At 63.6% G+C, this 24,659-nt stretch carries 22 protein-coding genes; 12 read left to right on the forward strand and 10 right to left on the reverse strand.

Going from position 1 to position 24,659, the window contains the following annotated elements:
* Window positions 1-70: 70 nt before the first annotated feature.
* From ISS99_RS08900 to ISS99_RS08935, 8 genes are all read left to right on the forward strand, one after another.
* A complete protein-coding gene (locus ISS99_RS08900) occupies window positions 71-2,200 on the forward strand; it encodes a beta-galactosidase (protein WP_204631258.1) in 2,130 nt (709 codons plus the stop codon).
* Window positions 2,201-2,237: 37 nt separating this feature from the next.
* Window positions 2,238-3,179, forward strand: coding sequence for a 2-dehydro-3-deoxygalactonokinase (locus tag ISS99_RS08905; RefSeq protein WP_204631259.1), 942 nt, complete (start codon window positions 2,238-2,240; stop codon window positions 3,177-3,179).
* Window positions 3,173-3,817, forward strand: coding sequence for a 2-dehydro-3-deoxy-6-phosphogalactonate aldolase (locus ISS99_RS08910; protein ID WP_204631260.1), 645 nt, complete (start codon window positions 3,173-3,175; stop codon window positions 3,815-3,817). The genes ISS99_RS08905 and ISS99_RS08910 overlap by 7 nt, the downstream gene beginning before the upstream one ends.
* Window positions 3,814-4,962 (forward strand): galactonate dehydratase, encoded by a 1,149-nt coding sequence (gene dgoD, locus ISS99_RS08915; RefSeq protein ID WP_204631261.1) that lies wholly within the window; start codon window positions 3,814-3,816, stop codon window positions 4,960-4,962. Before ISS99_RS08910 ends, dgoD begins: the two co-directional genes overlap by 4 nt.
* A 40-nt stretch (window positions 4,963-5,002) precedes the next feature.
* The gene (locus ISS99_RS08920; protein ID WP_204631262.1) at window positions 5,003-5,767 is read left to right on the forward strand and encodes an SDR family NAD(P)-dependent oxidoreductase; all 765 of its coding nucleotides are present in this window, start codon (window positions 5,003-5,005) and stop codon (window positions 5,765-5,767) included.
* The gene (locus tag ISS99_RS08925) at window positions 5,764-6,657 is read left to right on the forward strand and encodes an SMP-30/gluconolactonase/LRE family protein (RefSeq protein WP_204631263.1); all 894 of its coding nucleotides are present in this window, start codon (window positions 5,764-5,766) and stop codon (window positions 6,655-6,657) included. Before ISS99_RS08920 ends, ISS99_RS08925 begins: the two co-directional genes overlap by 4 nt.
* A 90-nt stretch (window positions 6,658-6,747) precedes the next feature.
* Window positions 6,748-8,205: a sugar porter family MFS transporter gene (locus ISS99_RS08930; protein WP_204631264.1), complete on the forward strand. Its 1,458-nt coding sequence runs from the start codon at window positions 6,748-6,750 to the stop codon at window positions 8,203-8,205.
* Window positions 8,206-8,240: 35 nt separating this feature from the next.
* Window positions 8,241-9,674: an APC family permease gene (locus ISS99_RS08935; RefSeq protein ID WP_204631265.1), complete on the forward strand. Its 1,434-nt coding sequence runs from the start codon at window positions 8,241-8,243 to the stop codon at window positions 9,672-9,674.
* Window positions 9,675-9,710: 36 nt separating this feature from the next.
* Here ISS99_RS08935 and ISS99_RS08940 read toward each other — a convergent pair whose 3' ends face one another.
* From ISS99_RS08940 to ISS99_RS08950, 3 genes are all read right to left on the reverse strand, one after another.
* On the reverse strand, window positions 9,711-10,013 hold the full coding sequence (locus tag ISS99_RS08940; RefSeq protein ID WP_239537812.1) for an addiction module antidote protein: 303 nt from the start codon (window positions 10,011-10,013) through the stop codon (window positions 9,711-9,713).
* Window positions 10,014-10,015: 2 nt separating this feature from the next.
* Window positions 10,016-10,273 (reverse strand): type II toxin-antitoxin system RelE/ParE family toxin, encoded by a 258-nt coding sequence (locus ISS99_RS08945; RefSeq protein ID WP_239537857.1) that lies wholly within the window; start codon window positions 10,271-10,273, stop codon window positions 10,016-10,018.
* A gap of 118 nt (window positions 10,274-10,391) precedes the next feature.
* Window positions 10,392-11,126 (reverse strand): SDR family oxidoreductase, encoded by a 735-nt coding sequence (locus ISS99_RS08950; RefSeq protein ID WP_204631266.1) that lies wholly within the window; start codon window positions 11,124-11,126, stop codon window positions 10,392-10,394.
* 96 nt (window positions 11,127-11,222) lie between these two features.
* On the opposite strand from ISS99_RS08950, the gene ISS99_RS08955 reads away from it, so the two are divergent.
* Window positions 11,223-12,131 (forward strand): LysR family transcriptional regulator, encoded by a 909-nt coding sequence (locus tag ISS99_RS08955; protein WP_204631267.1) that lies wholly within the window; start codon window positions 11,223-11,225, stop codon window positions 12,129-12,131.
* Between the two features lie 10 nt (window positions 12,132-12,141).
* On the opposite strand, the gene ISS99_RS08960 is transcribed toward ISS99_RS08955, so the two are convergent.
* The 6 genes from ISS99_RS08960 to ahpC form a co-directional block, all read right to left on the reverse strand.
* Window positions 12,142-13,434 carry a glycoside hydrolase family 2 gene (locus ISS99_RS08960; RefSeq protein ID WP_204631268.1) on the reverse strand — a complete coding sequence of 431 codons (1,293 nt, stop codon included), beginning with the start codon at window positions 13,432-13,434 and terminating at the stop codon, window positions 12,142-12,144.
* A 183-nt stretch (window positions 13,435-13,617) separates the two neighbouring features.
* Complete coding sequence (locus ISS99_RS08965; RefSeq protein ID WP_204631269.1) at window positions 13,618-15,924, reverse strand: FdhF/YdeP family oxidoreductase; 2,307 nt, start codon at window positions 15,922-15,924, stop codon at window positions 13,618-13,620.
* Window positions 15,925-15,992: 68 nt separating this feature from the next.
* Window positions 15,993-16,367 (reverse strand): DUF427 domain-containing protein, encoded by a 375-nt coding sequence (locus ISS99_RS08970; protein ID WP_204631270.1) that lies wholly within the window; start codon window positions 16,365-16,367, stop codon window positions 15,993-15,995.
* 84 nt (window positions 16,368-16,451) lie between these two features.
* Window positions 16,452-17,276 carry an SGNH/GDSL hydrolase family protein gene (locus ISS99_RS08975; RefSeq protein WP_204631271.1) on the reverse strand — a complete coding sequence of 275 codons (825 nt, stop codon included), beginning with the start codon at window positions 17,274-17,276 and terminating at the stop codon, window positions 16,452-16,454.
* A 191-nt stretch (window positions 17,277-17,467) separates the two neighbouring features.
* Window positions 17,468-19,051 carry an alkyl hydroperoxide reductase subunit F gene (gene ahpF, locus ISS99_RS08980; protein ID WP_204631272.1) on the reverse strand — a complete coding sequence of 528 codons (1,584 nt, stop codon included), beginning with the start codon at window positions 19,049-19,051 and terminating at the stop codon, window positions 17,468-17,470.
* A gap of 154 nt (window positions 19,052-19,205) precedes the next feature.
* Entirely contained in the window at window positions 19,206-19,769 is a 564-nt protein-coding gene (ahpC, locus tag ISS99_RS08985) for an alkyl hydroperoxide reductase subunit C (protein WP_204631273.1), read from the reverse strand.
* Window positions 19,770-20,145: 376 nt separating this feature from the next.
* Between ahpC and ISS99_RS08990 the strand changes: the two genes are divergently transcribed.
* From ISS99_RS08990 to uilS, 3 genes are all read left to right on the forward strand, one after another.
* Window positions 20,146-21,648: a catalase gene (locus ISS99_RS08990; protein WP_284343776.1), complete on the forward strand. Its 1,503-nt coding sequence runs from the start codon at window positions 20,146-20,148 to the stop codon at window positions 21,646-21,648.
* A 238-nt stretch (window positions 21,649-21,886) separates the two neighbouring features.
* Window positions 21,887-22,531, forward strand: a complete 645-nt coding sequence (locus ISS99_RS08995; protein ID WP_204631275.1) for an ankyrin repeat domain-containing protein — start codon at window positions 21,887-21,889, stop codon at window positions 22,529-22,531.
* 109 nt (window positions 22,532-22,640) lie between these two features.
* A complete protein-coding gene (uilS, locus tag ISS99_RS09000) occupies window positions 22,641-23,513 on the forward strand; it encodes a UilS family quorum-quenching N-acyl-homoserine lactonase (protein ID WP_204631276.1) in 873 nt (290 codons plus the stop codon).
* Between the two features lie 4 nt (window positions 23,514-23,517).
* Here uilS and ISS99_RS09005 read toward each other — a convergent pair whose 3' ends face one another.
* Window positions 23,518-24,600 (reverse strand): aromatic ring-hydroxylating oxygenase subunit alpha, encoded by a 1,083-nt coding sequence (locus tag ISS99_RS09005; RefSeq protein WP_204631277.1) that lies wholly within the window; start codon window positions 24,598-24,600, stop codon window positions 23,518-23,520.
* Between the last annotated feature and the right edge of the window lie 59 nt (window positions 24,601-24,659).

A 24,659-nucleotide genomic window follows, 5' to 3' on the forward strand; every position in this document is an offset into this window, starting at 1 on the left:
CGCGGCCAATATTGCGGGAGGTCAAATAGTAGTATAAGTTGACATTTGAATTCAGCTGAAGGCTTATCGCATGTTTCGGCCCTTGCTAGCGGCAGTTCTGGCCGCTGCCGTGATGACTACTGCTGCCGCCGCGACACCGCTCGACCTGGGCGGCCCGCATCCGGCTGCCTTGCGCGGCGCGGCCCTGCTACACCAGCAAGACCCGATGAGCTTCGGCGTGTTCTATTACCCGACGCAATGGCCGCAGGATCAATGGCAGCGCGATTTCCAGGGCATGGCCAAGCTGGGTTTCCAGTTCACGCACGTGGCCGAGTTCGACTGGACCTACCTGGAACCGGAAGAAGGCCGCTTCGATTTCAGCTGGCTGGATCACGCCATCGATCTGGCCAGCAAGGCCGGCTTGCGCGTGATCCTGGGCACGCCTTCGGCCGCGCCGCCAAGCTGGATGGACGAGCGCTATCCGGAGGTATACCGGGTGGACGAGCACGGCCAGCGCCACGAGCACGGCATCCGCGCGGAGGTATCGCTGGCCAATCCGAAATACCAGGCCTTCGTGGCGCGGCTGGTCACGGCCATGGCGCAGCATTACGGCCACGATCCCCGCGTGTGGGGCTGGCAGGTCGACAATGAGCCGAGCACGTTCCTGGATTTCAGCGACAGCGCGCGCACCTCGTTCCAGCAGTGGCTGCAAAAGAAATACGGCAGCATCGATGCGATGAACAAAGTGTGGGCCGGTTCGTTCTGGAGCACGCGCTACGGCAGCTTCAAGCAAGTGCACCTGCCCAACGCCACGCTGGCCGCCGAAGACAAGCTAAGCCCGCACGCGCAACTGGATTTCGCGCGCTACCAGGCCGACACCACCGCGCATTTTCTCGATGCGCAGGCGGCGATCATCAAGAAGTACGCGCACAACCAGTGGGTGACCACCAACTACACCAATGTCACCACTGCGACCGATCCGCGCCGCAGCCACGACCTGGATTTCCCCACCTTCACGCTGTATCCGGTGCAGGGCTCGAATGTGCTGGGCGGCGACAGCTACGCCATCGGCAAACCCGCCAACCTGATGGAGGCGGCGGCGTATTTCCGCCCGATCAATGGCACCTTCGGGGTGATGGAACTCCAACCGGGCCAGGTGAACTGGGGCGAGATCAATCCGCAGCCGATGCCCGGCGCGGTGGGTATGTGGATGTGGCACGCGTTCGCTTCCGGCGCCTCGCTGCTCAGCACGTACCGCTATCGCCATCCGGTGCAGGGCAGCGAGATGTATCACGAAGGCATCATCGGCACCGACGGCGTGACGCCGTCGCGCACCGGGCGCGAATTCGTCGACACGCTGCAGCAGATCAAGGCGCTGGAAGCGCAGCTCGACCCCAAGGCACCGTTGCCGCAGAAATTGGCCGCGCGCTATACCGCGTACCTGTGGAGCCAGGACGTGTTCTGGGATCTGGAAATCCAGCCGCAAACCACGCTGTGGAACAGCTGGAAATATCGCAACGGCTACACGCTGGCGGTGCAGAGCACCGGCGCGCCGATGGATTTCATCGCCGAAGACGACGATTTCAGCCGCTACCCGTTCCTGATCGCGCCGGCTTATCAAATGGTGAGCAAGGCGCTGGCGGAGAAATGGCGCCGCTACGTGGAACAGGGCGGCCACCTGATCCTCACCGCCCGCACCGGCCAGAAAAAAGAGGACGGCCACTTCCCCGAAGGCCCGTGGTCGCAGCCGATTCTGGACCTGATCGGCGACGACGTGGACGGCTTCGACATGCTGCCGCCGAGTGCGGACGGCGAAGTGACGGCGGATGGCAAGCCGTACACCTGGCATCGCTGGGGCGACATCCTTACGCCGCGCCCGGGCACCACCGTGCTCGCGACGTACGCCAATCATTACTACGCGGGCAAGGCAGCGGCGACCACGCGTACGCTCGGCAAGGGCACGGTCACCATGATTGGCGTTTCCACCGACGACGGCGTGCTGGAACGCGAGCTGGTGCGCGGCGTCTATCAGCGCGCGGGCGTGCCGATCGACGACCTGCCCACCGGCGTTTTTCTCAATTGGCGTGGCGGTTTCTATTTCCTGTCGAACTACAACCCGAAGCCGTTTTCACCTGCGCTTCCGGCCGGCGCGCACATCGTGCACGGTCAGACGCCGCTGATGCCGGCGCAGACGTTGATCTGGAAGGATGCTTCGCCATGACGCATCGCCCATCCACCCTATCGGAGCACCTGCTGACGTGAGCGGCCTGATCGCACTGGACTGGGGTACTTCCAGCCTGCGCGCCTACTGGCTGCAGGCCGGCAAGATCTGCGACACGCGTGCGCATGCGTGGGGTATCCGCCATCTGCCCGAAGGCGGTTTCCAGGGCGCACTGATCGACATCACCGCCGGATGGCCGCGCTTGCCGCGACTGGCTTGCGGCATGGTCGGCAGCCGCCAGGGCTGGCTGGAAGTGCCGTACCTGGATGTTCCTGCCACGCGCACACAATTGGCGCGCGCTTTGCGCAGCGTCCGCGCCGACGACGGCATGGATGTGCACATCGTCGCCGGCCTGCGCAATCCGCTTGGGCCGGACGTGATGCGCGGCGAGGAAACCCAGCTGATCGGTGCCTTCGCCACGCAGCCGGCGCTGGCCGAATACTCCAGCTGGATCATGCCCGGCACGCACAGCAAATGGGTCAGCGTGCGCCAGGGTGCGATCACCGATTTCTGCACGCTGATGACTGGCGAGTTGTTCGCCGTGCTGCGCCAGCATTCGATACTTGCCGCCGGCATCGACGGCGAAGCGAGCGATCCGGATGCGTTTGCGCGCGGCGTGGTGGTGGCACGCGACAGCGGCGCCGCCGGCGCGCTGAGCCGATTGTTCTCCGCGCGCGCCTCGATGCTCGATGGCGCACTGGCAGCTGCCTCGGTGCCGGAATATCTCTCCGGCCTGCTGATCGGCGAGGAACTGCGCAGCGGCCTTGCCACGCAGCGGTTCCGCCAAGATGCCGCGATCCAGCTGATCGGCGATGCCGCACTGTGCGAGCGTTATCGCGCGGCCGCGCTGTTGTTCGATCTCGAGCTCGCCCAACCCATCGCCGACGCCGCGGCGCACGGACTCTGGCACATTGCCTGCGACGCAGGCCTGGTCGACGCCGGGCCGTTCGCGGCATCCAAGGAAACATCGTCATGCTGAAACCCTGGCTGCATCCCCTGCCCCTGGTCGCGATCCTGCGCGGCATCCTGCCCAGCGAGAGCGTCGCCATCGGCAGGGCGCTGGCCGATGCCGGCTTCCGCGTGCTGGAAGTACCGCTCAACTCGCCGCAGCCGATGGAAAGCATCCAGCGGCTCGCGCAATCGCTGGGCGACGGATTCCTGGTCGGTGCCGGCACGGTGATGACCGCCGAGCAGGTGCAACAGGTGGCCGACGCGGGCGGACGCCTGATCGTGATGCCGCACGCCGACACCAGCGTGATTCGCGCCGCCAAGCAGGCCGGCCTGCTATGCGTGCCCGGCGTGGTGACGCCGACCGAAGCGTTCGCCGCACTGGCCGCGGGCGCGGACGGACTGAAACTGTTCCCGGCCGACCAGATCTCGCCCGAAGGCCTGAAAGCCTGGCGCGCGGTGTTGCCCAAAGACGTGCCGGTGTTGCCGGTCGGCGGCATTACGCCCAACACCATGGCACCGTGGATTGCCGCCGGTGCGCAAGGCTTCGGCATCGGTTCGGCGCTGTACGCGCCCGGCATCGATCTCGCCCAAATCTCCCAACGCGCCCGCGCCTTTGCCCAGGCCTGGAACGCGGTTTCCCCACCCTCGAAGGAACGTAGTGCATGAAGATCACCCGACTCACCACTTTTCTGGTGCCACCGCGCTGGCTGTTCCTGCGCATTGACACGGATGCCGGCATCAGCGGATGGGGCGAGCCGGTGGTGGAAGGCCGCGCGCATACCGTGGCCGCCGCCGTGGAAGAACTCTCCGATTACCTGATCGGCAAGGATCCGCGCCACATCGAGGATCACTGGAATGTGATGTACCGCGGCGGCTTCTATCGCGGCGGCCCGATCCTGATGAGTGCGATCGCCGGTATCGATCAGGCGCTGTGGGACATCAAGGGCAAGCACCTTGGCGTGCCGGTGCACGAGCTCCTGGGCGGCCCGGTGCGCCAGCGCATTCGCGTGTATTCGTGGATCGGCGGCGATCGCCCGGCCGACACCGCGCGTGCGGCCAAGGCTGCGGTCGAGCGCGGCTTTACCGCGGTAAAAATGAACGGCACCGAGGAAATGCATTTCGTCGACAGCCACGCCAAGGTCGATCGCGTGCTGGAAAACGTGCAGGCGGTGCGCGAGGCGGTCGGTCCGCACGTGGGCCTGGGCGTGGATTTCCACGGCCGCGTGCACAAGCCGATGGCCAAAGTGCTGATGCGCGAGCTGGCGCCGTACAAGCTGATGTTCATCGAGGAGCCGGTGCTGTCCGAACACCTGGAAGCGATCCCCGAGCTGGCTTCGCTGGGCGTTGCACCGATCGCGCTGGGCGAACGCCTGTATTCGCGCTACGACTTCAAGCGCGTGCTGGAAACCGGCGGCGTGGACATCATTCAGCCCGATCCTTCGCACGCTGGCGGCATTACCGAAACGCGCAAGATCGCCGCGATGGCCGAGGCCTACGACGTGGCCCTGGCCCTGCACTGCCCGCTGGGCCCGATCGCGCTGGCGGCAAACCTGCAACTGGATGCGGTGTGCCACAACGCCTTCATCCAGGAACAGGGGCTGGGCATTCACTACAACGCTTCCAACGACCTGCTCGACTACGTTTCCGATCGCAAGGTTTTTGCCTACGAAAACGGTTACGTCACGATTCCGGAAGGCCCCGGCCTGGGCATCCAGATCAACGAAGACTACGTCGCCGAGCGGGCCGAAGTCGGCCATCGCTGGCGCAATCCGCTGTGGCGGCACGATGATGGCAGCGTGGCCGAATGGTGAGCATCGCCGCCGCCTCATTGCCTGATTCCGGAGCCCGCTGATGTCTTCGTTCGCAACCTACCCCAGCCTGGTCGACCGCAGCGTGCTGATCACCGGCGGTGCCAGCGGCATCGGCGCGGCCTTCGTCGAACACTTCGCGCGACAAGGCGCACGCGTGGCTTTTCTGGACGTGGACGATACGAGCGCCGTCGCCCTGTGCGCATCGCTCGGCGACGCGCGATACGCGCCCAGCTACCTGCATTGCGACCTCACCGACCTGGCTGCGTTGCAGGCGGCCATCGTGGAGGCGCGCAAGCAGATCGGGCCGATCGGCGTGCTGGTCAACAACGCGGCCAACGATGCCCGCCATCAGTTGGCCCAGATGGATGCAACGGCGTTCGAACGCAACGTGGCGGTGAATCTGCGCCACCAGGTCTTCGCCACCCAGGCGGTGATTGCGGATATGCAACGGCTCGGCGGCGGCTCGATCATCTGCCTGGGCTCCACCGGCTGGATGAAAAAGAACGGCGGCTATCCGCTGTACGCGATGGCCAAGGCCGCGGTGCACGGTTTCGTCAACGGCATGGCGCGCGAGCTGGGCAAACAGAAAATTCGCATCAACAGCCTGGTGCCGGGCTGGGTGATCACCGAGAAGCAGGCGCGGCTGTGGCTGGACGACGCCGGCCGCGAAGAAATTGAGCGCGTGCAATGCCTGCCCGGTTTCCTGATGGCCGAAGATCTGGCGCGCGCCGCGCTGTTCCTGGCTGCCGACGACAGCCGCATGTGTACCGGACAGGATTTCATCGTCGACGGCGGCTGGGTATGAGCGCCGCGCTGGACGTGCTGCTGGATGCCGGCAACGTGCTGGGCGAGGGCATCGTCTGGTGCGAACGCGCGCAGGCGCTTTATTGGACCGACATCCAGCGCGCCACGCTTTATCGCATGGCGCCCGCCAGCGGCAAGCTGGAGCAATGGCCGATGCCGGAGCGGCTCGCTTCCTTCGCGCTATGCGAAGACGACGGCTGGCTGCTGCTGGCGCTCGCCTCGCGGCTGGCATTCTTTCGCTTGTCCGACGGTTATCTGCAAACCCTGCACGAGGTGGAGCCCGACCTTCCCACGCGCAGCAACGACGGGGCCTGCGACCGGCAGGGCCGCTTTGTGTTCGGCACCCTGCACGAACCGGTGACCGGCGCGAAGCAGGCCGTAGGCAGTTTCTGGCGGCTGCACGCCGATCTGCGCCTGGAGCAGCTGGCGCTGCCGAAAGTGGCGATCAGCAACAGCATCGCCTTCAGCCCGGATGGTTCCACGATGTATTTCTGCGATTCGCTGTCGCGCCGCATCCTGCAGTGCGCTTATGACGACACGCTGGGCGAAGCGCATCTGTTTGCGCAGCTGGACGACGCCACCGGCGAACCGGATGGCTCGTGCGTGGATGCCGAGGGTGCGTTGTGGAACGCGCAGTGGGGCACCGGCCGGGTGATCCGCTATGCGCCGGATGGTTCGGTGCGCGACACGTTGCCGCTATCTGCAACGCAACCGACCCGCCCGGCGCTGGGCGGCCCGCACCTGGATACGCTTTATGTCACCAGTGCGCGCGACGGCCTGTCTGCGGCGCAGCTGGCGGATGAGCCCGATGCCGGCGCGCTGTTTCATACTCGGGTGCCGGTGCGCGGGCTGGCCGAGCCGCGGTTTGCCGGAAAACCAACCTGCCCCTGATCTTTCTTCTGATGGATGTCACGTTCCTACGATGCCCGTGACCGCCATCAGCATCATCCATCACCACCCGCTGCCTGCAGGATTTTCCCAATGAATGCTGTTGCGACATCTCCACACAAATCGTCCCGCGCCACCGCGGTGTTCACCTGCATTCTCGCCGCGCTGGCCGGGTTGATGTTCGGCCTGGACATCGGCGTGATCTCCGGCGCGCAGCAGTTCATCCAGAAGGATTTCGGCATCGGCGACAACACCATCGGCTTGATCGTGAGCATCATGATGCTCGGTGCCGCGCTGGGCGCACTGGTGGCCGGCTGGCTGTCCAGCCAGCTTGGCCGCAAGCGCACGCTGATTCTCGGTGCGGTGCTGTTTGTCGGCGGGTCGGCGCTGTGCGGTGCGGCCTGGTCGCCCGATGTGCTGATCGCAGGGCGCATCGTGCTTGGCGTGGCGATCGGCCTGGCCAGCTTCACCGCGCCGCTGTACCTGGCCGAGATCGCGCCGGAATCGATTCGTGGCGCGATGATTTCGCTGTATCAGTTGATGATCACCATCGGCATCCTGGTCGCCTTCCTGTCCGACACGGCCTTCAGCTACTCGGGCAACTGGCGCTGGATGCTGGGTGTGATCGCCGTTCCCGGTGCGCTGTTCCTGCTCGGCGTGTTCTTCCTGCCGGAAAGCCCGCGCTGGCTGATGATGCGCAACCGCCAGCCGGAGGCCGAGCAGGTGCTGCACAAGCTGCTCGGCAGCAATGATGCGATCGCCCGCGAGATCGGCGAAATCCGCGAGCAGCTGAAGACGCCGCAACGCGGCGTGCTGATGTTCTTCCAGAATGCGAACTTCCGCCGCTCGGTGGGATTGGGCGTGCTGTTGCAGGTGATGCAGCAGCTCACCGGCATGAACGTGGTGATGTATTACGCGCCGCGCATCTTCCAGGGCATGGGCTATGACACCGAATCGCAGATGTGGTTTACCGCCATCGTCGGCCTGGTCAACGTGCTGGCCACCTTCATCGCGATCGGTCTGGTCGACAAGCTGGGGCGCAAGCCGATCCTGTACATCGGCTTCGTGGTGATGACGCTGGGCCTCGGCGTGGTCGGCACCATGATGCACGCGGGCATCCACACGCAGGGCCAGCAGTTCTTTACCGTGGGCATGCTGCTGATCTTCATCGTCGGCTTCGCGATGTCGGCCGGTCCGCTGATCTGGACGCTGTGCTCGGAAATCCAGCCGCTCAAGGGCCGCGACTTCGGTATCGGCTGCTCCACCTTCACCAACTGGGTGGCCAATTGGCTGGTCGGCATTTCCTTTCTGCCGCTGCTCAACGGCATTGGCGAGGCGCAGACGTTCTGGCTGTACGCAGCCTTCAACGCGGTGTTCATCGTGCTCACGTTCTGGCTGGTACCGGAGACCAAAGGTGCAACGCTGGAACAGATCGAGTGCAATCTGATGGCCGGGCTGCCCTTGCGGCAGATCGGCCGGCACCCGGCTGCCGCCGGCACGCCGGAGCACCTCGGCAAACAGTCGGCTTATTCGCAAGACGCCGTATCCTGAGCACCAGCAATCGTCCTGCCCGGGGAGAGCAAACGATGGCGGCTACACCCATGGCGGAGAGCGAGCCGGGCCTGCGCCGCGTGCTGGGCACGTGGGACCTGGTGCTGTTCAATATCGCCGCCATCATCGCCCTGCGCTGGCTTTCGGTGGCGGCGCAGGTCGGGCCTTCCAGCCTGGTGCTGTGGTTGCTGGGGCTGGTGTGCTTCTTCCTGCCGCTGGCGCTGGCGGTGCTGGAACTGAGTTCGCGCGTACCGGGCGAAGGCGGCCTTTACCTGTGGTCGAAGGCAGCGTTCGGCGATCTGCACGGCTTTATCGTCGGCTGGACCTATTGGGTTTCCAATCTCGCCTACTTTCCTTCGATGCTGTTGTTCAGCGCGGGCATCTTTTTGCACGTGGGCGGCGCGCACTGGACGGCGCACGCCAACGACGGCGGCTACAACCTGGTGTATTGCCTGGGCGTGTTGTGGGCGGCCACGTGGTTGAGCATCCTCGGCCTGGAACGCGCGAAATGGCTGCAGAACATCGGCGGCGCCGCGACTTGGTCGGCCGGTGTGCTGATTCTGGCCGGCGGCGCCATCGCGATGTATCGCTTCGGGCCGGCCACCCACATCACCGCGCACAACGTGTGGCCCGATTTCGGCAAGCTCGCCACGTTTACGACCTTTGCCACCATCGCACTCGCGTTCCAGGGGTTGGAACTGGGACCGATACTCGGCGGTGAAATCCGCGAGCCGGAGCGGCGCATTCCGCGCGCCACGCTGATTTCCTGCGGGGTGATTGCGGCGGTCTACATCGCCGGCACCGCTTCGCTGCTGATCGCGTTGCCGGCTTCGACCATCGACGTGATCGGCGGCATTCCGCAGGCCTTGTCGGCGATCGGAGACCGCATCGGCCTGCCGGTGTTCGGCCCGATCACCGCCTTGCTGGTCACCATGGGTTCGATCGGCACGATTGCCGCCTGGGTCACCGGCACCGCGCGCCTGCCGTTCGTCGTCGGCGTCGACCGCTATCTGCCGCCCGCGCTGGGACAACTGCATCCCAAGCACGATACGCCGCACGTGGCGCTGATCACCCAGGGCGTGCTGACGTCGCTGATGCTGCTGGCGGCATTGTCGGGCTCCACCATCCACGAGGCCTACATCATCCTGATCGACATGACGGTGATCATGTCGCTGCTGCCCTTGTCCTACATCCTGCTGGCATTTCCGTTGCTGCGCCATCGTGCGAAGGGACGCAACCAGGGCGTGAATCTCGTGCCGCTGGGCAACGTCGGCAGTTGGGTGGCAGGGCTTACCGGTTTTGCAGTGACCCTGCTGGCAATCGCCACGGCGATGATCCCGCCGGCGGACGATCCTCATCCGGCGCTGTTCCTGCTCAAGGTGATCGGCGGATCGGGGTTGCTGATCGGTATCGGCTTGATGTTCTACCGGCAGCGCCATCGGCGGATGCAGGCAGCGCAATCCGCTTGACCGTCAGTTGCGCGGCGGTGCTGCCGAACGCCAGCGTCACGACGTCAACGGGACCAGCTTCAACTGATACCCAAGCGCGTTGGCCACCTTCATCGCCGTTGCCAGGCTCGGATTGCCGTCCGCCGACAAGGCCTTGTACAAACCTTCGCGCGTGAGGCCCGTATCACGCGCAAGCTGGCTCATGTTGCGCGCCCTCGCTACTGCACCCAGTGCGGCAGCCATCAACGCGGGATCATTCTGTTCAGAGCAAGCTTCCAGATAGGCCGCGATATCTTCCTCGCCATGGAGGTAATCGGCCGTATCGTAGCGACTGAACGTTTCTTTTATTTTCGTGGCCAAGGTTAACTTCTCCAAGCACGTGCGATACGCATGGCATCGGCTATGTCAGCCTGCTGGGAACTTTTATCGCCACCGCACAACAAGATGACCAGCGTTTCACCACGTATCGCGTAATAGATCCGGTAGCCAGGGCCGCAATCGATCTTCATTTCGCTGATGCCGCCAACCAGTTGCCGATGCTGGCCTGGATTTCCAAGCTTCAGACGATCAATGCGCATCTGGATTCGCGCTTTCGCATGACGATCCCTGAGCTCCCGCAGTCAGCGGTCGAACGTCCTGCTCTTAACTATCTCCATGAAGTGCAGTGTTAACCATGGTTATCATCATGTCAACCATGATTCACACCTCTCCTCCAGCCAAGACGGGTGCAGGCACCTATCAAACCAGCACGCTGCCACCATCCACCACAACGACCTGCCCGGTGGCATATCGATTGGTCATCAAGTGCAGATACGTCTGCGCGACGTCTTCGGCATCGCCCACACGCCCCACCGGAAGTGCGGCCCCGTAGCTGGCATAGGTGGCTTCGCGTTCGGCTTCGGGCATGCCTTCCCACATCGGGGTACGCACGAGTCCCGGAGACACCAGGTTGACGCGCAGCGGCGCCAGTTCCACCGCCAGGGCGCGGGTCAAGCTTTCCATGCCGCCGCAGATCGTCGCCGCCACGGTCCAGCCTTTTTTCGGTCGCACGGCGGCAATGCCGCCGGTCAGCACGATGGAACCGCCGGGCCGCAGCTGCGGCGTTGCGTATTTCACGGCGGCCATCGCGCCGAACAGGCGCACGTCGAAGAACTTGCGCGCCGTCGATAGCGGCGTTTCTGCAAGCGCGCCCAATTGCAGCGATTCGCCCGCGCTGTAAACCAGGTGGTCAAAGGGCCCGAGCTGCTTGAACATGCTTTCCACGGCGGTTTCGTCGGCGGCATCCAGCGCGTGGCCTTCGGCACCTTCGCCGAGCAAGGCCAGCGCCTGCTCTACCCGCTCACGGCGCGAGGAAACGACGACCACCCGCGCGCCGGCGTGCTGCGCAGCCCGTGCGGTGGCCAACCCGATACCCGAAGTACCCCCCAGCAAAACGACCCGCTGTTGCTTAAGCGAATAGGCGGCAGTGTTCACGTGGATGTCCCGTTGTGGAGAGACCGCCACTATCATTCGTTACGTACGCTGGATAAACGCGCGATTTCTTCACTTACTCATAAGCGGAAATTACGAATGGATCGCTTCACCAGCATGGCGATATTTGTGCGCGTGGTGGAACGCGGCAGCTTTGCGGCGGCGGCCGAAGGAAGCGGCATGACGCCGACCATGGTCGGCAACCACATCCGCGAACTGGAGCGGCGCCTGAAAGGCCGCTTGCTCCATCGCACCACCCGCAGCCAGAGCCTGACCGAGCTGGGCAAGCGCTATCACGCGCGCTGCCTGGAGATTCTGGCCCTGGTCGATTCGGCCGAGCTCGATGCGCGCGAGATGCAGGCCAGCCCGCGCGGACGTCTGCGCATCAGCTGCCCGATAGCCTACGGCACGCGCGCGCTGGTGCCGGTAATGGCCGGCTATCTCGATCGGTATCCGGAGGTGCAGGTCGACTTGTCGCTCGAAGATCGCTATGTCGATCTGGCGGTGGAAGGCTTTGATGCGGCGATCCGCGTTGGCGTGCTGCCCGATTCCGGCCTGATCGCCCGCCCGCTGCGTCCGTCCCCACGGATTGCCTGTGCCTCGCCTGCCTATCTCGCGCGCCACGGGACGCCGCGAACACCTGCCGAACTTGCACGACACAACTGCCTGGCATTGGCGCTTCCGTCCGGGCCGGAACGCCGCTGGCGTTTTCCTCGGCCCGACGGCAGCGGTGAGGAATGCGTGCCGACGTGCGGCGCACTCGACGTGAATGGCGTCCTGGCGCTGCGCGAAGCGGCGCTGGCGGGGCTGGGCATCATTCTTCAACCGCAAATGATCTTGCAGGATGACCTGGACGCCGGCCATCTGGTGCGCCTGTTTCCCGATTGGCCGGCGCCCACCTGGCCGGTGCACCTCGTGCATCTGCCGGACCGCAGCCTGCCGCCCAAGCTGCAAAGTTTCATCGCCTTTGTGCAGGAAAAACTGGGGCGCGACAGCCCGCTGCCGTGATGAAGCGGCTTCAGCGTTGCCAAAGCTTCGCGTAACGCAGGAAGCGCGTCAGCAGCAACGCGAAAAGCAGCACGATGAACGCGGCGTACGCATATTGCGTGCGCGACACGCCGGTCCCCCAGGGAAACCAGATGCCTTGCAGGCCGATGGCACTGAGCTCCGAAGCGAACAGGCCCATGCCGATCAATATCGCAGCCAACGCCGACAATAGGTTGGAAGGCTTGGGGTGTTCGGCCAAGGCAAGGCCGATCATCCACAGATAAATCACGGCGTAGACGAGGCGCACGCCCTGTACCAGCACGTCGGCAGCCGTCTTCAAGCCGTGGCTCGCTTCCAGGGCAAACCAGGGTCGGCCGACCAACGCAGCTGCCACGTGAATCAGCAGCAGCACGAGGATGACGTGCCGCATCGGCACCCAGCGATGATCCTCCAGCCGCCACCAGTCCCGCCACGCGAGTGTCCAGGTGGCGAAGGTGAGCGGTACGAACAGCACCGCCGTCATGACGTCGTAAACGCGCAAGCTCTCCAGCTGCGTCCAGAAAAAGAACACCTGGTTGGAGCGCAGCCATGCGGTGCAAAGCAGTGCCGCGGCCAGCCAGCCATAGCCCTCGCCGCGGCGGCAGGCCATCAGCACGAGTGCCAGGATCGCCAGCGATACGAAGGCGATGGGTTCGACGGCATCGACCACGTAGCCTTTGAAGGTCTGCAGCCATTGCACTTGATACAGCTGGTTAATGTCGTCGAGGCGGCCTATGGTCGGCGCTACGTGGATGCCGCCGCCATCGTCAGCCGCATCGAGAGGATCCATCCACACACGCAAGGCAATCACATAGGTATGCGTCCCGCTCGACGCTGCCGGCAGCCGATAGACACGTGGCTGCACGCTGTACACCGTCGGTGTCGTGCCGAAAAACACACCCGGCCCGCCCAGTCGCCTGCCATCCACGTAAAGCTGATAGGTGCTGTCGACGTCGGTAGGGCCGGCCAGCGCGAGTGGCGCATCGCTGTCGACGGTGATGCGCAAGCGGTACCAGGCGTAACCGGTGTAGCCGGCGTGGCCGCGCTTGCTCCAGCCGGGCACGTAGCCGGGCAAGCCCACATCGCCATCGTGCGCACCGGGAGCGGGCGTGAGATCGACCGATTCCCAGCCACTGTCATCGAAGTCCGCCGCGGCCCATGCAGGGTCGTCGCCAACCGAGAATCGCCAAGGGCCGTTCAGTGCCATGGTGGCGGGGCCGAGCGTGATCGGCTGGGCAGGCGCAGGCTGCGCCGCGAGCAGACGGCCCGTCGCAAAAACAGTCATGAGCACAACGAGCGAAACCAGCCATCCCGTGCAGCGCATCGAGCCACTCCAAGGCAATCATTTTGTTTTGGCGCGACTCTACCTGTCTCTGCGCCGTACCGCTTCGTGGTACGGCGTTTGTCGCCGCGGGGTGGAGCATAAACGAGGTCCGGCACCCGGCTGAGTGCCGGTTTTCCTAGGGCCCTAGGCCGCTGCAGCCGCTTTCAGCGTAACGGGCACCGACTTGTAACAAGGCGTGCCGGATTGCTCGTCGTGGCTATCCAGGCTCACCAGGCAATTGCCTTCGGGGTAATACATCGCGACGGTGCCCTGCGCGATCGGATAGGCCACGGCGGTGAAGCCGCGCACCGCGCGAACCTGCCCGCGGCTGTCGACCGCATTGGGCCCCACCACTTCGATATCGATGCGGTCGCCATGGCTCAGCCCCTTGGCAGCGAGGTCGTCGGCGTGGATGAACACCACGTCGCGCCGGCCGCTGATGCCGCGGTAGCGGTCGTTGAGGCTGTAGATGGTGGTGTTGTACTGGTCGTGCGAGCGAATGGTGGTCAGGGTGAGGTGATCGCCATCGAGCAGCGGATCTTCGTCGATGCCTCGACCGACCAGGAAATGCGCCTTGCCGTCCGGCGTCAGCCACTTGCGCTCGGAAGCGCCGACAAACAGGCGGAAGCCGCCCGGCTGGCGCACGCGCTCGTTGTAGTTGGCGAAGATGGGATACACCACTTCGATCTTGTCGCGGATGCGATCGTAGTTGGCAACCAGGTTGTCCCAGTCCACGCGCGTGCCGGGCAAGGTCGCCTTGGCCATCTGGGCGACGATCCACGGCTCGGAGCGCAGATGCTCCGACGCCGGCTCCAGGCCGCCTTCGGAGGCGTGCACCATCGACATGGAGTCCTCGACGGTAACCGATTGCGTGCCATCGGCCTGCACGTCCAGTTCGGTGCGGCCAAGGCAGGGAAGAATGAAAGACTGTTTGGCGGTGATCAGGTGCGAGCGGTTGAGCTTGGTCGCCACGTGCACGGCGAGATCGAGCTTGCGCATGGCATCGAAGGTGGCTTCGGGGTCGGGCATCGCCACGGCGAGATTGCCGCCCAGGCAGACCAGTGCCTTGGATTGGCCGTCGCGGATCGCGCGCACCGCCGCCACCGCATCGTGGCCGTGCTTCTTGGGGAAGGTGAAGCCGAACGCTTTTTCGATGCCTGCAACGAGCCGGTCGTCCGGCTTTTCGGTGATGCCGACGGTGCGGTTGCCCTGCACGTTGGAATGCCCACGCAACGGACAGATGCCGGCGCCGGGCTTGCCCATGTTTCCGCGCAGCATCAGCAGGTTGGCGATCTGCTGCACGTTCTGCGTACCGTGCGCATGCTGGGTGATGCCCATGCCGTAGCACACGATCACGCGCTCGGCTTTGGCGTAGATCTCCGCGATGTGGATGATTTCATCGCGCGACAGTCCCGACGTGGCCGTGATGGCATCCCAGCTCGTTGCCTGGATATCCGCCAGCAGATCCTCGAAGCCGACCGTGTGCTCGGCAATGAAATCGCGATCCAGCAGGCCCTTGCCGCCATGCGAAAGATCGCCGGCATCCAGCTCCAGCAGCCACTTCATCATGCCCTTGAGCATGGCGTCGTCGCCGCCGCATTTGATCTTGTAATAAGTGGATGCGAGCGGCGTGGCGCTGCCGGTCACCATTTCCAGCGGGTCCTGCGGCGAGGTGAACCGCTCCAGCCCGCGCTCGGGCAACGGATTGATGGCAACGATCGGCACGCCGCGCTTGGCTACTTCGCGCAATGTAGAGAGCATGCGCGGATGGTTGGTGCCGGGATTGTGGCCGATGCAGAACAGCGCGTCGCAGTGATCGAAATCTTCCAGCGTCACCGTGCCCTTGCCCACGCCGATGGATTGCGGCAGGCCGACGCTGGTGGCCTCGTGGCACATGTTGGAGCAATCGGGGAAGTTGTTCGAACCGAACTCGCGTACGAATACCTGATACAGGAATGCCGCTTCGTTCGACGCGCGGCCGGAGGTGTAAAACTCCGCGGCATCCGGCGTGGGCAACGCATTCAGGGCCGCGCCGATACGGCGCATGGCTTCGTCCCACGCAATCGCAACATAGGTATCGGTCGCCGCATCGTACGCCATGGGATGCGTGAGGCGACCCAGGCCTTCCAGTGCGTAGTCGCTCATCTTCCACAGCGCCGACACCGGATTGGCGGCGAAAAATTCCGGGCGCACGCGCTTGCCGGTCGCTTCCCACGACACTGCCTTGGCGCCGTTCTCGCAGAATTCGAAGGAACTGGTGTGCTTGGGATCGGGCCAGGCGCAACCCGGGCAGTCGAAACCGTGCGGCTGGTTGACGCGGGTGAGCGCGAGGGTATCGCGGCCCACCGACATTTGTCCGGCCAAGGCGCGCGCCACCGCGCGCAAGGCGCCCCATCCACCGGCCGGCCCTTCGTAGGTGCTTATGCCTTCAAGATCGGGCTCGTCGCTCATGGCCGGTCTCCTACGAAAATCAGGGCCATAGGCTACACCTTCGGCGGAAGAAATAGGTTCAGGCGAACTTACGCGTGAGTGATCGAATCCACGCGATCCGGATAGAACGCCAGGTATTGCTCGATGTCGCTTACCGCCGGGTAAGGGTGCTCATAACTCCAGACCGCATTGACCGAGCGCTGCCCGCCGATAGGAATGCTGTAGTAAGAACACTCGCCCTTGTAAGGACAATGGGTGACGTGATGGCTGCGCACGAGCAACGCCACATTCACGTCGCGACGCGGGATGTATTGCACCGGCGGATAGGAAGCTTCGCGCAACGTCAGCGCGGCCGAGGTATCGGCAATGACCTGCCCGGCTACGCGAACCACGATGCGTTCGGGATTCGGCTCGATGGTGATCGGGTGGTCGGGTCCGGGGATGCGTGGTTCTGGGCTGGTCATCGGTTTCACCTCGTCGCTGGTTTGCCGGGAAGTCTTGGCGGTTCCCGGCCCTCGTGAACGCGTTCGCCCGCGCGAATCGTCAGGCTACTTTTCGGCTTGCTTGATCAATCCGATCATGTCGGCCATTTGAGTCTTGCCGACCAGGCAATTCTTAGGGGCGGTCTTGTAATTCAGATATCCGTGGTCGAGATAGCCGTCGATATCCTCGCCCGGGCCGAACAGATTGGCATCAAGGCAGACATCCGCCGGCGACGGGTAGGCCCCGTACACGGCTTGGTAAATCCTGATCGCCATCAACGTGGATAACGGGTAACCGGGATGCATGTTCTTGCCGAACCACGCCCACGACTTGTGCCTGGCGCTCAGCGCATTGAACGTGTTGGATATCTCGATGTAGCGGGCGCCCATCTTTTGCGCCATCACCTTCTCGCTCTTGACCAGCGTCCGGCTGCTTTCATCGGTCGCCTGATACGTCCCCAGATAATAAGGCGTTGCTCCCGCTTCCCTGGCCCAGTTGGCGATGATTTCATGCGCCTGGACGGCGTTCTTGCACGAGGGCGTATCCGACAGCTGCGGATAAGAAACGCAGATGTCGTCGCCGCCGCGCTCCTGGATGATCACCGCGTCATAGGCGTGGCTGCGGATCACCGCCTGCAGGCGCCCGTCCTTCACGTAGTCGGACAACGCTCCGCCGCTCTTGGCGAACAGGTCGACGGTCAGCCCTCTGGATTGGGCCAGGAAAGTCAAAATCGACGGCAGGTTGTTCGTATAGACCAGGCTGTTGCCGACGATCAGCAGGTTCAGCGGCTTTGCCGGACTGGCCGTGTCGGCTTGGGCCACCTGCGCAAGCACCAGGGCCATGCACGCACCGAAGCCAATCATCAGTCGCTTGAGTCTGTTCACATACATGCCGGCATGGCTCCCTGAGGCCGAGGCAGTGAATCGTCGAACCCTTTCCGCCGCCCTCCTTCCCACGAGGAATGCAGCGCCGAACGGGTGCATTCGGCGGACATGGGGGCTGCGTGGGCAAAAAAAAGCCGCCCGTAAGGCGGCTTGGTTCGACCATGCCGTGCCCGAGCTTTGCCGGGCACGGCGCCATCTCATGCAGCAATGGCTTCTTTCTCTTCCACCGGCAGGCGAATCAGATAGTCGAAGGCGCTCAACGATGCCTTCGCGCCCTCGCCCATCGCAATCACGATCTGCTTGTACGGCACGGTGGTGACGTCGCCGGCGGCGAACACGCCCGGCACCGACGTTTCGCCGCGTGCATCAACTTCGATTTCGCCGCGCGGGGAAAGCTTCACCGCACCCTTCAGCCATTCGGTGTTCGGCAGCAAACCGATCTGCACGAAGATGCCTTCCAGCTCGACGCGATGACTGCCGCCGCCGTGGCGGTCGGTGTAGGCCAGGCCGGTGACTTTCTGGCCGTCGCCCAGCACTTCGGTCGTTTGCGCACTGACGATCACGCTGACATTGGACAGACTGCGCAACTTGCGTTGCAGCACTTCGTCGGCGCGCAGCTTGCCGTCGAATTCCAGCAGGGTGACGTGGCCGACGATGCCGGCCAGGTCGATCGCCGCTTCCACGCCGGAATTGCCGCCGCCGATCACCGCCACGCGCTTGCCCTTGAACAGCGGGCCGTCGCAGTGGGGGCAATAAGTAACACCTTTGTTGCGGTACTCCTGCTCGCCCGGCACGTTCACGTTGCGCCAGCGCGCGCCGGTGGACAGCACCACGGTCTTGGCTTTCAGCGAAGCGCCGCCGACCAGCTTCACTTCGATCAGGCCGCCGGGCTCGTCGGCCGGAATCAGTTGCTCGGCGCGTTGCAGGTTCATCACGTCCACGTCGTATTCGTGCACGTGCTGCTCCAGCGCCGTCGCCAGTTTCGGGCCTTCCGTGTATGGCACGGAGATGAAGTTCTCGATGGCCATGGTGTCCAGCACCTGGCCGCCGAAGCGTTCCGCCGCCACGCCGGTGCGGATGCCTTTGCGCGCGGCATAGATCGCCGCGGCGGCACCGGCCGGGCCACCGCCGACCACCAGCACGTCGAAGGCCGGCTTGGCCTGGATTTTTTCGGCCGCACGCTGGGCGGCGCCGGTATCCAGGCGCGCGGCGATCTGTTCGATCGTCATGCGGCCCTGGTCGAACGTTTCGCCGTTGAGGAACACGGTGGGCACGGCCATCACCTGGCGCCGCTCCACTTCGTCCTGGAACAGCGCGCCGTCGATCGCCACGTGCTTGATGTTGGGATTGAGCACGCTCATCAGGTTAAGCGCCTGCACCGTGTCGGGGCAGCTGTGGCAGGACAGCGACATGAAGGTCTCGAACACGTACTCGCCTTCCAGCTGACGCACCTGCTCGATCACTTCCTGCGACACCTTCGGCGGATGGCCGCCGACCTGCAGCAGGGCCAGCACCAGCGAGGTGAATTCGTGACCCATCGGAATGCCGGCGAAGCGCACGCTCACGTCGGTGCCCAGGCGGTTGATGGCGAACGAGGGTTTGCGCGCATCATTGCCGTTCTGGCGAAGCGAGACGCGCTCGCTCAGCGAGGCGATGTCCTCGAGCAGTGAAAGCAGTTCCCGCGACGAAGCGCCGTCGTCGAGCGAAGCCACCAGCTCGATCGGATGCACCACCTTTTCCAGATAGGCCTTGAGCTGGGTTTTCAAGTCGTTATCCAACATGGCGATGTCTCCTTTGAAAGCTTGGGGGTGAGCGCCGCCGCATCCGCTCAGAGCGAATGACGGCGACGACTCGGGGATAAGGTGGGCCTGCCCGGGTGGGAGCAGGCCCGGTGCGGTTCGGCAATGGACACGAACCGCAAGGCGAAGCGAGGGATTAGATCTTGCCGACCAGTTCGAGCGACGGCTTCAGGGTGGTGGCGCCTTCCTTCCACTTGGCCGGGCACACTTCGCCCGGGTGGGAAGCGACGTACTGGGCAGCCTTGACCTTGCGCAGCAGCTCCGAAGCGTCACGGCCGATGCCGTTGTCGTGGATTTCGCACAGCTTGATCTGGCCTTCCGGATTGATCACGAAGGTGCCGCGCAGCGCCAAGCCCTCTTCTTCGATCATCACTTCGAAGTTGCGGGTGATGGTGCCGGTGGGGTCGCCGACCAGCGGGTAGTTCACTTTCTTGATCGCGTCGGAGGTGTCGTGCCAGGCCTTGTGCGAGAAATGCGTATCGGTCGAGACGCCGTAGATCTCCACGCCCAGCTTCTGGAATTCGGCGTAATGATCAGCCAGGTCTTCCAGCTCGGTCGGGCACACGAAGGTGAAATCAGCCGGGTAGAACACCACCACGGACCACTTGCCCTTCAGGGTGGCATCGGTGACTTCGATGAACTTGCCGTCCTTGTAAGCGGTGGCCTTGAACGGTTTGATTTCAGTGTTGATCAGCGACATCGGTAACTTCCGCTTTGGTGGTGGATGATGGGTCTAAAGATAGAGGCCTTGACAGGAAAGAGCCAATCGATTGTCGGGATGGCTTTGATAAACGCAGCCTATCGATCCTCGAATCGCCCTAAAAGCGGCTAGGCCATCGCCCTTCAAGCCTGTGGGCGAATGCCTACTTACCGCCCACGACGCGAGACGCGAACCGCGCCACGACGCGCTTTGCCGGCATGGGTGCACTCGCGGCATTGAAACCTTCTATCAGCGTGATGCGAACAATCTATTAGACGGTCGCACGACCGGCCGTCGCTAATGGAGGTGCCGCTGCGCACTCATTTCATCACCAGGAGATTTCATGAAAACGACAACGAGCCTCGCAAGGAAGTCGATACTGCTTGCGCTAAGCCTGAGTACCGCCTTGGCGGTCAGCGCACAGGAACGCCTGACCACCGATGCCGGCGCACCGGTGGGCGACAACCAGAACTCGCAAACGGCCGGCCCCGACGGCCCGGTGTTGCTGCAGGATTCGCACCTGATCGAAAAACTGCAGCGCTTCGACCGCGAACGCATTCCCGAACGCGTGGTGCATGCGCGCGGCACCGGTGCTTTCGGCGTGTTCACGCCCACGGCGGACATCTCCGCGCTGAGCAAGGCCAAGGTATTTACGCCCGGCACCGACACCCCGGTGTTCGTGCGCTTTTCCACCGTGATGAACTTCCGCGGCTCACCCGAACAGGCCCGCGATCCGCGCGGCTTCGCCACCAAGTTCTACACCCAGGAAGGCAATTGGGATCTGGTCGGCAACAACATCCCGATCTTTTTCATTCGCGATGCGATCAAGTTCCCCGACTTCGTGCACGCCAACAAGCCCAGCGCGGTAACGGGCGTGCAGGATCCCAACCTGGCGTTCGACTTTTTCGCGCATGCGCCGGAAGCCACCGCCGTGCTGACGCGCCTGTATTCCTGGGAAGGCATGCCCGACTCCTATCGCCACATGGACGGCTTCGGCGTGCATGCGTTCAAGCTGGTCAATGCCAGGGGCGAGGTGCACTTCGTCAAATTCCACTGGGCGAGCCAGCAGGGCCTGCACAGCTTGCGTCCGCAGGAAGTGCCCGCCTCGATCGCCAAGGACTGGAACCACTACACCAACGATTTGTACGGCGCGATCAAGGCCGGCGAGTATCCCAAGTGGGACCTGTATATCCAGGTGCTGGATGCCAAGGACCTGGCCCGCTATGACTTCAACGTGCTGGACGACACCAAGGTCTGGCCGGGCATTCCGGAAGAGAAGATCGGCACCATGACGCTCAACCGCGTGCCGGACAACTTCTTCGAAACCACCGAAGAAGTGGCCATGGCTCCTTCGCGCATGGTGCCCGGCATCGAAGCGTCGGCCGACCGCATGTTGCAAGGCCGCCTGTTTGCCTATGCGGACACGCAGATGTATCGCCTGGGCGCCAACTTCCAGAGCATTCCGGTGAACCGCCCGTTGGTGCCGGTGCACAACGAAGACCAGGACGGCGCGATGAACGTCGGCCATCGCACCGGCGAGGTCAACTATGAACCGTCGACCCTGCATCAGATTCCGGAAGATCCGGATGCACGCCTGGTGGAAACGGCGCTGTCTGGCACGACGCAGCAGAAGGCCATTGCCAATCCGCGCAATTTCGAACAGGCCGGCGAGTTTTACCGCGCACTGTCTGCGCAGGAGAAAGCGGACCTGATCACCGCGCTCAGCGCCGACTTGGGCCAGGTCACCAATGACCAGAACAAGTACGCCATGTTGTCGTATTTCTATAAAGCCGATCCGGACTACGGCACGCGCATGGCCAAAGCGGTCAAGGCCGACGTGGCCCGCGTAAAGGCGGCCGCCGCGCAATTGCAGGATTGACAGGGACGCTGCGTCCCAGAGGGCGCCACGTCGATCGCGGCATCGATCTCGATGCGATCGGCAGCACCAAGGATGGTGGGCGCGAACCGGTGCACGTTCCGACCCGGTTCGCCCATGCCGGACTCGATCGGATGTCGAGTCCGGCGCAACGAGCAAGTGCAGGCACGCACACGTGGCACAAGGATGTGCCGCACGGGAGGGCAACCTCCAGGGACTTTTTTTTTCAAGGGAGTTAAACGTGACTTACCGTATCGCCCGCACACGTCGCTGGATCATCGCCGGCGTGCTGCTGATGAGCCTTTTGACTTACGCGGCCTATCTGTGCTCACCCGCGTTGCGCATGCAGCTGCACGGCCGTCAACTCGACGAGCTTTCCCAGGTGCAGCGAGTGGATGCGCATCGCTACGACCAATCCTGGTTCGATGCCGCACGGCTGGGCCGCGTGGATATTCTGCAAGCCCTGCACGAAGCGCAGTATCCCATCGACAGCCGCACCTCGAGCGGATACACCGCCACGATTCTCGCCGCCTACGACGATCACCCCGAAGCGCTCGACTATCTGCTTGGCGCGGGCGCCGATGCCTGCCAGCAGGACCGCAGCGGCAATACCGCCTTGATGGGTGCCTTGTACAAAGGCAACCTGGTCGTCGCAAGGCGACTGCTGGCTACGCGCTGCCCCGTCGATCAAATCAACAACGCCGGCGAAACCGCGTTGTCGTTCGCCGCACTGTTCGGCCGCCAGGACATGATGCGCGAGCTGGTTGCGCGCGGCGCCGATCCCAATCACGCGGATATCCACGGAGACACGCCGTTGGCGGTAGTCATGAAGCAAGGCAACGGCGATTCGGCCACCGTGTTGCGGCAACTGGGCGCTCGACGCTAGCGCCTGTCAGCACTTATCCGACCTTGGCGAGGGAACAATCCGATGGCGAATGTCATGCGTACTCCGTAACCTCGTCGCATCGTGAGACTTTCCTACAAGGGTGACCTGCGTGCAAAAAGTTCAGCACACCATCGGCGAAGCGCCTATCGCCGCCACCGTGTATCTACCCGCTAAAGAAGGGAAATATCCGGTCGTCGTACTTTGCCATGGTTTCTGCGGCGTGCAGGATCTGCTGCTGCCGCAGTTCGCCGAAGCATTCGCGCACGCCGGCTATGCCGCCGTCACCTTCGATTACCGCGGTTTCGGCCGCAGTGGCGGCGACCCAGGGCGACTGGTTCCCGCGCTGCAGATCGAGGACATCCTCGAGGTGGTGCGCTGGGTGCGGACCAGGGAGGAACTCGATGGCGAGCGCATCGGCCTGTGGGGTACCTCGCTGGGCGGCGGGCACGTCATGGGTGCGGCGATGCGAACCGAAGACATACGTTGCATCGTCAGCCAGCTCGCTTTCGCCGATGGCAAACAGGTGGTTGCCGGCGCGATGTCACACGAAGAGAAACTCGCCTTTGCCGATACGCTGGAACGCATGCAGGCAAAAAAAGAAAGCACCGGCAGGGAGACCATGGTTTCGCTTCCGCGCGTGCTCAGCGACGAGCAGTCCAAAGCTTTCTACGAAAAGTACCGCGCCGATCACCCCTCGCTGGACATCAAGATTCCTTTCCTCACGGTGCGGGAGATGTTCCGTTATCGGCCGGCCGAGACGGCAGCACAGGTCACCTGCCCTACGTTGGTGATCGTTGCGGGCAGGGACAAGGTCAACCCGCCCGAGCAAGGCATCGCCCTCTACGAAGCCTCGGCGGCAGCGGAAAAAGCCCTGCACGTGGAAGAAACGGCCACTCACTACGATCTATATGAAGGCGACCACTTCGATCGCGCGGTCACGCTTCAACTGGATTGGTTCGAACGCCATCTGCGCAACCGCTAGGTTTTCACGAAAGCGATTGGCGGTAGACGCGTCGAACGATCTCGTGAAAGTGATGTACGGCATTTTCGCGTAACGGATTCAACCGCCCCGCTTCATAGGATCCGGAAGCCAGGCCGCGCTGCACGTCTTCGCAGATCGTGACGTCTTCGTCCTGCACTTCGTCGCTGAAGGCGATGTCTTTGGCACGCCGCGCCTGGGCTTCCTCGCTGCCGTCGGGCGCGTAATAGAAATCGAACTCGACGCGGCAGCGATCCACGCCAAGCGGCAGCACGCGATTGGTCTGCAGTCGCCCGGGCAGGATGTTGAGCATGGTGTTGGGATACAGGAAGTAATACAGCGCCTCGCCGCTGCCGTACAGGTCGGAGGCGCTTTCCAGCGGGCTGTACTGGAACGAATACCACTCGGCGGCTTCGGTAATGTAGCTGCGGTAATCGAGCAGGCTGTTCAAGCCGGGATGAATGTGCGGTACGTGGTAACCCTCCAGGTAGTTGTCCACGTATACCTTCCAGTTGCAACGCACCTCGTAGCTGATGCGCCGATGAAATTCGTAGCCGTGCAGCGAGCGCTGCGGCCCAAGGCGTTCGTCGATACCGGCAACGAACGCCTCGAATGGCGGCGCTTCGCCGATGGCGATGAACACCAACCCCTGCCAGACGTGCACGCGCACCTCGGGCAGACGGATATCCGCCGGATTGAAATCCGGCGTGCGGCCCATTTCCGGTGCGCCGCGCAGCACGCCGTCCAGGCCGTAGGTCCAGCCGTGGTAGCGGCAGCGCAGGTTTTGCGCGCCCTTTCCGTCGCAGCTGGCGATCGGTCCGGCGCGGTGCCGGCATACGTTGTGAAAGGCGCGAATCGTCGCCTCATCGCTGCGCACCACCAGCAAAGGCAGGCCGGCGATTTCCGTCACCACGTGGTCGCCGATGCCGGAAAGTTGCGATTGGTGGCACACCAGCTGCCAGCTGCGCGCAAAGATGGCCGAGGCATCCAGCGCATCCATGCGTGCATCGGTATAGAAGCGCGCCGGCAAGGTCACTGCATGATCGAGCGTTTGAGAAACCAGCACATCGGCGGAAAGCAGCTCAGTCATCAGGCGGATCTCGCAGCGGCGATACCCGAGTATTTCGCGATTGCAGCGCGATGCATAGG

It is taken from the genome of Dyella mobilis (genome assembly GCF_016904945.1).
GTDB lineage: Bacteria > Pseudomonadota > Gammaproteobacteria > Xanthomonadales > Rhodanobacteraceae > Dyella_B > Dyella_B mobilis.

What these genes read in the sequence shown, in the direction of transcription:
- ISS99_RS08900 (WP_204631258.1), top strand. Translation starts at nt 71, where the DNA reads ATGTTTCGGCCCTTGCTAGCGGCAGTTCTGGCCGCTGCCGTGATGACT.
- ISS99_RS08910 (WP_204631260.1), top strand. Translation starts at nt 3,173, where the DNA reads ATGCTGAAACCCTGGCTGCATCCCCTGCCCCTGGTCGCGATCCTGCGC.
- dgoD (WP_204631261.1), top strand. Translation starts at nt 3,814, where the DNA reads ATGAAGATCACCCGACTCACCACTTTTCTGGTGCCACCGCGCTGGCTG.
- ISS99_RS08920 (WP_204631262.1), top strand. Translation starts at nt 5,003, where the DNA reads ATGTCTTCGTTCGCAACCTACCCCAGCCTGGTCGACCGCAGCGTGCTG.
- ISS99_RS08925 (WP_204631263.1), top strand. Translation starts at nt 5,764, where the DNA reads ATGAGCGCCGCGCTGGACGTGCTGCTGGATGCCGGCAACGTGCTGGGC.
- ISS99_RS08930 (WP_204631264.1), top strand. Translation starts at nt 6,748, where the DNA reads ATGAATGCTGTTGCGACATCTCCACACAAATCGTCCCGCGCCACCGCG.
- ISS99_RS08935 (WP_204631265.1), top strand. Translation starts at nt 8,241, where the DNA reads ATGGCGGCTACACCCATGGCGGAGAGCGAGCCGGGCCTGCGCCGCGTG.
- ISS99_RS08955 (WP_204631267.1), top strand. Translation starts at nt 11,223, where the DNA reads ATGGATCGCTTCACCAGCATGGCGATATTTGTGCGCGTGGTGGAACGC.
- ISS99_RS08960 (WP_204631268.1), bottom strand. Translation starts at nt 13,434, where the DNA reads ATGACTGTTTTTGCGACGGGCCGTCTGCTCGCGGCGCAGCCTGCGCCT.
- ISS99_RS08965 (WP_204631269.1), bottom strand. Translation starts at nt 15,924, where the DNA reads ATGAGCGACGAGCCCGATCTTGAAGGCATAAGCACCTACGAAGGGCCG.
- ISS99_RS08970 (WP_204631270.1), bottom strand. Translation starts at nt 16,367, where the DNA reads ATGACCAGCCCAGAACCACGCATCCCCGGACCCGACCACCCGATCACC.
- ISS99_RS08975 (WP_204631271.1), bottom strand. Translation starts at nt 17,276, where the DNA reads ATGTATGTGAACAGACTCAAGCGACTGATGATTGGCTTCGGTGCGTGC.
- ahpF (WP_204631272.1), bottom strand. Translation starts at nt 19,051, where the DNA reads ATGTTGGATAACGACTTGAAAACCCAGCTCAAGGCCTATCTGGAAAAG.
- ahpC (WP_204631273.1), bottom strand. Translation starts at nt 19,769, where the DNA reads ATGTCGCTGATCAACACTGAAATCAAACCGTTCAAGGCCACCGCTTAC.
- ISS99_RS09005 (WP_204631277.1), bottom strand. Translation starts at nt 24,600, where the DNA reads ATGACTGAGCTGCTTTCCGCCGATGTGCTGGTTTCTCAAACGCTCGAT.